Source organism: Caulobacter sp., from assembly GCF_035254145.1.
In the GTDB taxonomy this organism is placed as follows: Bacteria; Pseudomonadota; Alphaproteobacteria; order Caulobacterales; family Caulobacteraceae; genus Caulobacter.
This window is the reverse complement of record NZ_DATFAV010000297.1, coordinates 24471-34779: the sequence shown is the minus strand read 5'-3', so window position 1 is coordinate 34779 and position 10309 is coordinate 24471. Positions and strand designations below refer to the sequence as shown.

Sequence of the window (10309 nt, the reverse complement as noted above, 5' to 3'; positions counted from 1 at the left end):
GCCGATCGGACCCTCGGTGGCGATGTGGATCGCCTCGGGCTCGAACTGCTTGAAGCGCTCCTGCACCGGTTCGTAGGCGCCAATGGCCAGCTTGATTTCGGGATAGGTCGGCAGTGTGAAGGTCGGGAACTGTTCGGGGCTGACGACGTCGACCTCGTGGCCCATGGCGCGCAGTTCTTCGACCACCCGGGTCAGGGTGCGAACCACGCCGTTGACTTGCGGTTCCCAGGCGTCGGTAGCGAGTAGAATTCGCATCAGGCGGCGGCCGGCTCCGGCAACGGCTCGTCGATCGGCGACGCCAGCTTGGGTCCGCGGTCGATCACCGACCACGAGCGCAGCTTGGCCCATTCCAGGATCTCGAGACGACCGTCGGCGTGCTCGGCCACGGCCGTGCAGCTCTCGACCCAGTCGCCGTCGTTGACATAGGCGACGCCGTCGATGTCGCGCATTTCGGCCTTGTGGATGTGACCACAGATCACGCCGTCCACCCCCCGACGTCGAGCTTCGTCGGCCACCGCGGCCTCGAAGTTCTCGATGAACTGCAACGCGTTCTTCACCTTGACCTTCAGATAGGCCGAAAAACTCCAATAGCCGAACCCCAGGCGGCGACGTGCGCGATTCACCAGAGTGTTCAGCATGAGGATGGTTCTATAGGACCAATCCCCGAGGAAGGCGAGCCACTTGGCGTGCTGGACGACGCCATCGAACTCGTCGCCGTGGACAATCAGGTAGCGCTTGCCGTCGGCCGCCTCATGGATCACGTCGCGCGCCACCACCACGCCGCCGAAGTGCACGCCGCAGAAGTCGCGGATGCGGTCGTCGTGGTTGCCGGGCACGTAGATCACCTCGGTGCCCTTGCGGGCCATGCGCAGAATCTTCTGGACCACGTCGTTGTGCGACTGCGGCCAGTGCCAGCCGCTGCGCAGCTTCCAGCCGTCGATGATGTCGCCGACCAGATAGAGCTTGTCGCACTCGACGTGGCGGATGAAGTCCAGCAGCAGCTCGGCCTGGCAGCCGCGCGTGCCCAGGTGCAGGTCGCTGATGAAGATGGAGCGATAGCGGCGGACGGCGACGTTGGCGCTCATGGTCGTACCCCCGTTTGACGCCGCGAGATCGCTCCGTCCCCGGATCGGCGCGATGGCGGTCAACGGCAGGCGATTAAGCTGATTGCATGTCGCTTTGATGAAGCAGGGGCGGGCCTGATTTCCGTAACGTAAGCCTGGGAATTGCGCAGTTTCGGCGTTTGCGTCAAAAACGGGGAGCATCCGCGGCGCCTTTCGCCGCTCGGCTCGGCGCGGGCTGTTGCAGTGCAGCATGGCTCGGACTAGATCAAACCGATGGACGCCGCCCGCCTCGCCAAGGACACCCCGAAGTCTCAGAAGACCCGCGCCCGGATTCTGGACTGCGCGATGCACCTGTTCGCCGAGATCGGCTATCACGCGGCCACCAACCCGGCGATCGCCGACGCCGCCGGCCTGACGCGCGGCGCGATGCTCTATCACTTCCCGACGCGTGAGGCCCTGGTCGAGGCCGCCGTGGCCCATATCCAGGCCGAGCGCTCGGCCCTGTTCCGCGCGGCCGCCGACAGCCTGCCGCCGGGCGCCGACGTCACCGAGCACGCGATCGACAGCTATTGGGACCTGCTGCACAGCACGCCGTTCCAGGCCTTCGGCGAGTTGGAGGCCGCCGGCCGCACCGACCCGGCCATCCACGCCTTGCTGGCCCCGGCCCAGGCCGAGTTCGACCGCGCGCAGGCCGGCGACCACTTCCTGAAGATCCTGCACGCGGGCGCTGGCCCGCGCTTCCAGGCCAGCCGCGACCTCGCCCGGTTCATGCTCGAGGGGTTGGCCCGCACGACCCTGACCTATGACAAGGACGGCCGGAAGGAGCGCCTGCTGCAGGTGATCAAGCGGGCGACGCACATGCTGAACCGCAAGGGCGACATCCAGGACCTCTGGCCGGAATAGAGGCTCAGGACTTACGGCCTCAGACCTTCAGGGCCTTGGGCAGGACGCTCGCGAAATAGTCCAGCTCGGGCGGGCTGGCCGTGCCGACGCGGATCCAGGTCGGGTGGCGGGGGCTGTCGAACACCCGCACCTCGACGCCCAGCGACGCCAGGGTCTTCTGGAACTGCAGGTTCGGCTTGCCGCAATCGACGAAGACATAGGTGCCGTGCGAGGGCAGGTAGGCGAGGCCGTTGGCTCGACAGATCGCGTAGATCTTCTCGCGGCATCCCTCCAGATACGCCTTGGCGCCGGCCAGATAGGTCTCGTCGCCGTAGCAGACCGCCGCCGCGGCGAGGCCCGGGCGGCCCTTGTGGGTAGGGATCAGGCTCTTCAGCGTCCGCACCCGGTCGACCCGGGCGGCGATGAAGCCGACGCGCAGCCCGGCCATGCCGTAGACCTTGGAGAAGGTGCGGGCGACGATCACGTCGTGGCCGGCCCGGACCAGGTCCATCATCGAGTTGCGCGCGGGATCGGGGCTGATCTCGATATAGGCCTCGTCGACGATCACCGGGCAGGTCCTGGAGACTTCGACGCAGAAGGCGCGCAGGGCGTTGGCGTCCAGCAGCAGGCCCGTGGGATTGTTGGGATTGCAGACATAGACGACCCCGGCCTTCGTCGCCCTGGCGCGCTCGGCCAGGGCGGGCAGGTCGATCTGCTGGTCGGCGGTCAGCTGGACCCACTCCAGCTTCGCGCCCTGGCGCTCGGCGTAGAGCAGGGGCGTGGCGTAGCTGGGCTGGGCGGAGACCACCGGGCCGGCCTTGGCGAAGGCGGTCGACAGCAGCGACAGCGCCTCCAGCGAACCGTTGCACAGGCCGACCTGGTCGGGCTGCAGGCCGTCGCGCTGGGCGATCAGCTTGACCAGCGGCGGCTCGAGCGCCCAGGCGTAGTAGGGCGTTTCCTCCAGCGCCTTGGCGGCGGCCTTGCGGGCGGCGGGCGAGGGGCCGAAGGGGTTTTCGGTGACGCCAAGGTGCGCGCGGATCGCCGGCGGGGCGGTCGGGTCGACCGAGGTCTCGGCGGCCGCCAGGGCCACGCCCGGCGCCAAAGCCGCGCCACTGATCAGAAGTCCGCGCCGCGTCGCGTCCATGAGCCATTCTCCGTTGAGGTCGCGCCTAGTTGCGCACAGTCGATGACAGCCTCAAGACACAGTTCAGGTCGGGGCGATCGGAAGCGCCGTGGTGAACTTGATCTGCTCCATCGCGAAGCTGGACGAGACGTCGGTGAGCGGCGCGGTGGCGATCAGGCGCTTGTAGAAGCGGTCGTAGGCGGCGATGTCCCTGACCACGACCTTCAGCAGATAGTCGACGTCGCCGCTCATCCGATAGAATTCGACCACTTCGGGCAGGGCCCGGGCGCCGGCCGCGAACAGGCTGAGCCATTCCTCGTCATGGCGGCCGGTCTTGACCGCCACGAAGACGGTCAGGGAGAGGTCCAGCGCCTCGCGGTCCAGCAGGGCCACGCGCGCGGTGATGACGCCGGCGTCCTGCAGGCGCTTCACCCGTTTCCAGCAGGGCGTCTGGGTCAGGCCGACCCGCTCGGCGAGGTCGGCGATCGGGACCGTGGCGTCCTCCTGGAGGATCGCCAGCAGGCGTCGATCGATATGATCGAGATCAATCATCTCCGCTTCCGCGCTGAACGAGAATCAAATTCTCTCTACGCCGTGATCGGCGCACGATCCAGTAATGCCTTTCCGCGAATCGTCGCCATGCTGGGGAGCCTCGGTCATCGCGAGGTCTTCCATGCTGGCGTCGTTCACCCGTCACCCCCGTTCCGTCGGCGAAAGCTATGGTCAGCACATGGGCATGGCCTGGAGCTTCGGCTTCACCCTGCTCGGCGCGGGCCTGGCCTGCCTGGTCCACGGCCTGCTGCCGTTCGCGTTCGAACGCACGGGCAGCCGCACGGTGCGCCAGCTGAACGAGCGGCTGTCCAACCGCTGCGCTCGGGCCGAGGCCCACTTCGCCGCCCAGGCGCCGATCACCGGCGAGACCGTTCGCGGATGACCGCGGCGGCGCTGCGGATCGGCGCGGGCAGGTTGGCGCCGGGCCTCGTCGCCGGCGTGCTGCTGGTGGTGCTGGCCAAGTTGCTGGCGCAGAGCCTGCACGCCCCCGCGCCGCTGATCGCCGTCGTGCTGGGCATGATGCTCGGCGCGCTCGGCCTGCAGGCCCAGTTGGGCGCGGGCCTGGATCTCTTCGCCAAGCCCGGCCTGCGTCTCGGCGTGGCCATGATGGGCGCCCAGATCAGCTGGGCCGAGTTCGCCGCCCTGGGCGGTCCGGCCGTCCTGGCCAGCGGCGTCGTCGTGCTGGGCGGCCTGGCCATCGGCGCGGCGGCCGGCGTGGCGCTGGGCCTACCGTTCGCCGAGGCCCTGATCGCCGCGGCCGCCTGCTCGATCTGCGGGGCGTCCGCCGCCTTGGCGGCGTCTCAAGCCGCGCCCGCCAACCCGGCCAATCAGCGGACGACCGCCCTGGTCATCGTCGGGGTGAACCTGCTGTCGACCGTGGCCATGCTGGCCTATCCGCCGCTGGCCCACGCCCTGGGCCTGACCGCCCACCAGGCCGGCGTGTTCTTCGGCCTGTCGATCCATGACGTCGCCCAGGTGGCCGGGGCCGGCGCCTCGGTGTCGCCCGAGACCGCCAGCACCGCGGCGCTCGCCAAGCTGGCCCGCATCGTTTGGCTGGGTCCGGCGGTGGTGCTGATCGGCTTCATGCTGACGCGCGGCAAGGACGGCGCGGAGGGCGGCAAGCTCTCCCGCCTTCAGGCGCCGCCGCTGTTCGTGCTCGGCTTCGCCGCCCTGGCCGCGGCGCGCGGGTTGAACCTGATCCCGCCGGCCCTGGTCACCACGCTCGCCGCCTGCTCCAGCTTCCTGCTGCTGGCCGGCGTCGGCGCGATCTCGGCCAAGCTGGGTCCGAAGGCGCTGCTGCAGGTCAAGCCGAAGCTGGCGGTGATGTTGGGAACGGTCACGCTGGTCGTCGCGGTCCTGGCCTACGGGCTGACGAGAATTTTCTTCTAACGATCAAGGCTTGGCGGAGCACGAAACGCGCTCCATGGTCCCCGATAAGAGTCGGAGGGACCCCGAGAGTGAGCTTCTGGACGCGCCGCAAGGCCATCGACACCATCACCGCGGGCCACGCGGACAGCCACCAGCTGAAGAAGACCCTGAGCTGGCCCCATCTGGTGGCCCTGGGCGTGGGCGCCATCGTCGGCACCGGCATCTACACCTTGACCGGCGTCGGGGCGGGCTTGGCCGGACCGGGCGTCATCCTGTCCTTCCTGATCGCCGGAGCGGTCTGCGCGTGCGCGGCCCTGTGCTACGCCGAGCTGTCGACGATGATGCCGGCGGCCGGCAGCGCCTACACCTACAGCTATGCGGCGATGGGTGAGCCGGTGGCCTGGTTCGTCGGCTGGAGCCTGATCCTGGAATACACCCTGGTCTGCGCGGCCGTCGCCGTCGGCTGGTCGGCCCACGCGACCGGCCTCTTCCACGCCGCGGGCGTCCCGGAGTATCTGCTGGCCGGTCCGCACGTGACGCTGGCCGACGGTCGCCACGGCGTGGTCAACCTGCCGGCCGTGATCATCTCGATGGCGGTGGCGGGCCTGCTGGCCCTGGGCACCCGCGAGAGCGCCACGGTCAACATGGTCCTGGTGTTCGTGAAGATCGTCGCTCTGGCCGTGTTCGTGGTCCTGTGCCTGCCGGTGTTCGACGCCAGCCACTTCACGCCATTCATGCCCAACGGCTTCCAGGCGCATGTTCCGGCCGGGGCCGGCGCGGACGCCGCCAAGGTCGGGGTCATGGCGGCCGCCAGCCTGATCTTCTTCGCCTTCTACGGCTTCGACGCGGTGTCGACCGCGGCCGAGGAGACCAAGAACCCCAAGCGCGACCTGACCATCGGCATCGTCGGTTCGATGGCCGCCTGCACGGCCATCTACATGATCGTCGCCGCCGTCGCGATCGGGGCCTCGCGGGCCGAGGTGTTCTCCAAGAGCGAGGCGCCGCTGGTCTTCATTCTGGAAACCCTGAGCCATCCCAAGGTCGCCCAGCTGGTGGCCCTGGCCGCCGTCATCGCCCTGCCGACCGTGATCCTGGCCTTCATGTACGGCCAGAGCCGGATCTTCTTCGTCATGGCGCGCGACGGCCTGCTGCCTCGCGCCTTGTCGCGGGTGAACGCCAAGACCGGCACGCCCGTCCTGATGACCCTGCTGACCGGCGCCCTGTCGGCGGTGCTGTCGGGCTTCCTGTCGCTGAAAGACATCGCCGAGCTGGCCAACGCCGGCACCCTGGCGGCGTTCATCGCCGTGGGTCTGTCGGTGATCGTGCTGCGGCGGCGTGAGCCGGGCCGTCCGCGCGTCTTCTCGACGCCGCTCTGGCAGGTGGTCGCCCCGGCGGGCGTCCTGGGCTGCCTCTATCTATTCTACAGCCTGCCGGCCAAGACGCAGATCTATTTCCTCTACGCCCACCTGATCGGCGCGGTGATCTATCTGGCCTATGGCGTCCGCAAGAGCGTGCTGGCCCAGCAGGAGAAGGCCGCCCAAGGGTAAGGCTTCCATTCCTGGAGGCCGCCGCTACAGTCCGGTCAAAACAAGCGTTTGACTGAGGAAGGAAGCGCATGGCCCTCGATCTGGAAACCCGCGAGCAGCTGATCGACACGGTGGCGCGGTTCGTGGCCGAGCGCCTGCGCCCCATCGAGGCCAAGGTGGCCGAGGACGACGCCGTTCCCGCCGACGTGATCGAGGAGATGAAGGGGCTGGGCCTGTTTGGCCTGTCCATCCCCGAATCCTACGGCGGGCTTGGCCTGAACATGGAGGAGGAGGCGCTGGTGGCGATCGAGTTGGGCCGCGCCTCGCCGGCCTTCCGCTCGGTGTTCGGCACCAATGTCGGTATCGGCAGCCAGGGCCTGGTCATGTTCGGCGACGACGCCCAGAAGGCCAAGTGGCTGCCGGGGATCGCGTCAGGCGAGGTGATCACCTCGTTCGCCCTGACCGAGCCGGAGGCCGGCTCCGACAGCGCCGCGGTGCAGACCCGCGCCACGCTGGATGGCGACGCCTATGTCCTGAACGGCGGCAAGCGCTACATCACCAACGCCGGCAAGGCCTCGCTGTTCACGGTGATGGCCCGCACCAATCCGGATGTGAAGGGCGGGGGCGGGGTCTCGGCCTTCCTGGTGCCGCGCGATCTACCTGGTCTGTCGGTCAGCAAGCCCGAGAAAAAGATGGGCCAGCAGGGCGCCCACATCCACGACGTCACCTTCGACAACGTCCGCGTGCCGGTCGAAAACCGTCTGGGCGGCGAAGGGGAGGGCTTCAAGGTCGCCATGCAGGTGCTGGATCGCGGCCGCCTGCACATCGCCGCCGTCTGCGTGGGCGTGGCCGAGCGGCTGATCGCCGACTGCGTCGCCTACGCCAGCGAGCGAAAGCAGTTCGGCCAGCCGATCGCCAATTTCCAACTCGTCCAGGCGATGATCGCCGACAGCAAGACCGAAGCCCTCGCCGCCAAGGCCCTGGTCCTCGAGACGGCCCGCAAGCGCGACGCCGACGTCGGCGTGACCCTGGAGGCGGCGGCCAGCAAGCTGTTCGCCTCGGAGATGGTCGGCAAGGTCGCCGACAGGGCGGTGCAGATCTTCGGCGGAGCCGGCTATGTCGCCGACTACGGCATCGAGCGGCTGTATCGCGACGTGCGGATCTTCCGCATCTACGAGGGCACCAGCCAGATCCAGCAGTTGGTCATCGCTCGCGAGACGCTGAAGCGCGGTGGTTAAGTCCATGTTCCGGTGTGGCGCCTTGTCGCGCTCGCATGGATAAAATGACTGCGCCGTAAAGTCGCATGGCGAGTGCATTCCCAAGTATAAACCGGATTTGGGGTTGTTAAAATTCTGGAAGAACACTGTTCGATTTAATGGCGAGTGCGACAAGTTGACGCGATCTCTGCACGAATACTTAAGTTCGCATTAAGCATGCGCCGCCACGCTCCCGTCGCACTAGCAGATGGGAAGCAGCGATGGGCCAGAACGACGCGATCAACGACCGGATGGCCTTCATGGGGATCGACGACAAGGCCCGGGCGGCCTTGCGCGATCTGCGGCCGGTTATCGGCAAGGCGATCGGCCAGGCGCTGTCGACCTTCTACGGCAAGGTCGCGGCCACGCCCGAAACCCGGAAGTTCTTCGACGGCGAGGCGCTCATGGCCTCCGCTAGCGCCCGGCAGCAGGCGCATTGGGGCGAGATCGCCAAGGCCGAGTTCAGCGAGACCTATGTCCGCGCGGTGCGCGCCATCGGCGAGACGCACGCGCGCATCGGCCTGGAGCCGCGCTGGTACATCGGCGGCTATGCGGTGGTCGGCGACCATCTGATCCGGTCGGTGATCGATCAGGTCTGGTCCAAGGGTTTCATGCGCAAGGGCGGCGCCGCGGAAGCCGGCGAGGCGGTCAGCGCGCTGGTCAAGGCCGTGCTGCTGGACATGGACTTCGCCATCTCGATCTATCTGGAGACCATCGACAACGAACGCCAGCGACTGGAGGCCGAGCGTCGCGAGACCGAGGTCAGCCAGGAGCGGCTGGTCAGCGCGCTGGGCGCGGCGCTGGACCGGCTGGCGCAGGGCGATCTGCTGGCGCGGCTGGATATCGACGTGAAGCCCGAGTTCCAGAAGCTCAAGGACGACTTCAATCACGCCGTGACGCTGCTGGACGAAGCCATGGGCGGGGTCAGTGGGGCGACCGACGGCATCCGCTCAGGCACGGAAGAGATCAGCATCGCGGCTGACGACCTGGCGCGCCGGACCGAGCAGCAGGCCGCAAGTCTGGAACAGACCGCCGCGGCGCTCGACGAGATCACCACGACCGTCCGCCGCGCCGCCGACGGCGCCAAGCAGGCGCAGGATGTGGTGGCCGGCGCCAAGGCCGAGGCCGAGCGCTCAGGCATGGTGGTCAGCCAGGCGGTGGCGGCCATGGGCGAGATCGAGACCAGCTCGCGCGAGATCGGCAACATCATCGGGGTGATCGACGAGATCGCCTTCCAGACCAATCTTCTGGCGCTGAACGCCGGCGTGGAGGCCGCGCGCGCCGGTGACGCCGGCAAGGGCTTCGCCGTCGTCGCCCAGGAGGTCCGGGCCCTGGCCCAGCGCTCGGCCGAGGCGGCCAAGGAGATCAAGGCCCTGATCGGCGCCTCGACCCGCCAGGTCGAGGCCGGCGTGGGGCTGGTCGGCCAGACCGGCGAGGCGCTGCGCGGCATCGTCGGCAAGGTCGCCGAAATCGACGACCTGATCGTGCAGATCGCCGCCTCTTCCCAGGACCAGTCGCGCGGGCTTTCGGAGGTGAACACGGCCGTCAACCAGATGGACCAGGTGACCCAGCAGAACGCGGCGATGGTCGAGCAGACCACGGCCGCCACCCATTCACTGAAAGGCCAGACGGCCGAGCTGTTCAGGCGAGTCTCGACCTTCTCGATCTCGACCCGCCGCGCCGCGCCGGTCGCGCCCGCCGCCGCGCCAGACCGCGTTCCGACCGTGCGTCCGGCCAGCCGTCCAGGCTCGGCCTCGCTCGCCCGCGGCGGCGCGGCGACCGCGCTCAAGGACGAGTGGCAAGAGTTCTAAGAAGGGCGGAGCCGGCGCGTGAGCGGCTGTCCGCACATAGCAAGACGCCCCCGCCGAAGCGATCGGCGGGGGCGTTCTGTTCTTCCGGCAGGAAGGCGAAGCTTACGCGCCGCCCGGGAAGCGGAACGGGACCTTCACGGTGCCGGTCTTGGCGCCCATCGGGAGCTTTTCGGCGATGCACATGGCCGCCTTGTCGAAGCCCTTGCCGGCGGCGCTGTTGTCGACGACCTTGCAGTCCGAGAGCTTGCCGGCGTCGGCGGTGCACTCGAGCATCACCTGCGCGGCGTCACGGGTGTTGGCGAACTGTTGCAGGCAACGGCCCATCTGGTCTTCGAAACCGCCGGCGGCCGAAGCGGCCTGAGCGACGAAAAAGCTGCCAGCGATTCCCGCGGCAATAGCGATCGGATATTTCATCCCGCTGCTCCTAGTAGTGTTTCTGCGTCCAATGGACGATGCGCCAACTGGACGCAGGAGCAGACTCGCAGGAGGCAGTTAAGATATTCTGAGTCGCAAAAGAATATTCGAGATTTACTTCTAGGTAACCATGGCCGAAGCGCGGCGTTGGGCGGGCGCGGACCAGCCTACTCTCTAGAATCCCGGCAAAGGATGGTGCGACCAAAGCGCCACCCGACCATCTGCACGCAAGATTATCTCGAATTCGCTTTAACCAAGTCAGAGTCTGTTAGGACTCTATCTGGATTATCCCTCTTCAGTTTGGCGATCCGTG

The 10309-nt window shown here is 67.9% G+C and carries 11 protein-coding genes; 6 read left to right on the top strand and 5 right to left on the bottom strand.

Going from position 1 to position 10309, the window contains the following annotated elements; genetic code table 11:
• Nucleotides 1–255, bottom strand: a 255-nt coding sequence (locus VJ655_RS18025) for a glycosyltransferase (RefSeq protein WP_324113470.1), incomplete at its 3' end; no start/stop codon positions are given.
• The gene (locus tag VJ655_RS18020; RefSeq protein ID WP_324113468.1) at nucleotides 255–1085 is read right to left on the bottom strand and encodes a UDP-2,3-diacylglucosamine diphosphatase; all 831 of its coding nucleotides are present in this window, start codon (nucleotides 1083–1085) and stop codon (nucleotides 255–257) included. The genes VJ655_RS18025 and VJ655_RS18020, both read right to left, overlap by 1 nt.
• Nucleotides 1086–1337: 252 nt before the next feature.
• On the opposite strand from VJ655_RS18020, the gene VJ655_RS18015 reads away from it, so the two are divergent.
• Nucleotides 1338–1967, top strand: coding sequence for a helix-turn-helix domain-containing protein (locus VJ655_RS18015; RefSeq protein WP_324113466.1), 630 nt, complete (start codon nucleotides 1338–1340; stop codon nucleotides 1965–1967).
• A gap of 19 nt (nucleotides 1968–1986) precedes the next feature.
• Here VJ655_RS18015 and VJ655_RS18010 read toward each other — a convergent pair whose 3' ends face one another.
• On the bottom strand, nucleotides 1987–3090 hold the full coding sequence (locus VJ655_RS18010; RefSeq protein ID WP_324113464.1) for a pyridoxal phosphate-dependent aminotransferase: 1104 nt from the start codon (nucleotides 3088–3090) through the stop codon (nucleotides 1987–1989).
• Between the two features lie 63 nt (nucleotides 3091–3153).
• On the bottom strand, nucleotides 3154–3621 hold the full coding sequence (locus VJ655_RS18005; RefSeq protein ID WP_324113462.1) for an Lrp/AsnC family transcriptional regulator: 468 nt from the start codon (nucleotides 3619–3621) through the stop codon (nucleotides 3154–3156).
• 121 nt (nucleotides 3622–3742) lie between these two features.
• On the opposite strand from VJ655_RS18005, the gene VJ655_RS18000 reads away from it, so the two are divergent.
• The 5 genes from VJ655_RS18000 to VJ655_RS17980 all read left to right on the top strand — a co-directional run bounded on the left by VJ655_RS18000 (nucleotide 3743) and on the right by VJ655_RS17980 (nucleotide 9582).
• A complete protein-coding gene (locus tag VJ655_RS18000; RefSeq protein WP_324113460.1) occupies nucleotides 3743–4003 on the top strand; it encodes a DUF6356 family protein in 261 nt (86 codons plus the stop codon).
• On the top strand, nucleotides 4000–5010 hold the full coding sequence (locus VJ655_RS17995; RefSeq protein WP_324113458.1) for a putative sulfate exporter family transporter: 1011 nt from the start codon (nucleotides 4000–4002) through the stop codon (nucleotides 5008–5010). The genes VJ655_RS18000 and VJ655_RS17995 overlap by 4 nt, the downstream gene beginning before the upstream one ends.
• Nucleotides 5011–5054: 44 nt before the next feature.
• Nucleotides 5055–6536: an amino acid permease gene (locus tag VJ655_RS17990; RefSeq protein WP_324113474.1), complete on the top strand. Its 1482-nt coding sequence runs from the start codon at nucleotides 5055–5057 to the stop codon at nucleotides 6534–6536.
• A 68-nt stretch (nucleotides 6537–6604) separates the two neighbouring features.
• Nucleotides 6605–7753 carry an acyl-CoA dehydrogenase family protein gene (locus VJ655_RS17985; RefSeq protein WP_324113456.1) on the top strand — a complete coding sequence of 383 codons (1149 nt, stop codon included), beginning with the start codon at nucleotides 6605–6607 and terminating at the stop codon, nucleotides 7751–7753.
• Between the two features lie 239 nt (nucleotides 7754–7992).
• Nucleotides 7993–9582 (top strand): methyl-accepting chemotaxis protein, encoded by a 1590-nt coding sequence (locus VJ655_RS17980; protein ID WP_324113454.1) that lies wholly within the window; start codon nucleotides 7993–7995, stop codon nucleotides 9580–9582.
• Between the two features lie 102 nt (nucleotides 9583–9684).
• On the opposite strand, the gene VJ655_RS17975 is transcribed toward VJ655_RS17980, so the two are convergent.
• Nucleotides 9685–9996: a hypothetical protein gene (locus VJ655_RS17975; RefSeq protein ID WP_099444777.1), complete on the bottom strand. Its 312-nt coding sequence runs from the start codon at nucleotides 9994–9996 to the stop codon at nucleotides 9685–9687.
• Between the last annotated feature and the right edge of the window lie 313 nt (nucleotides 9997–10309).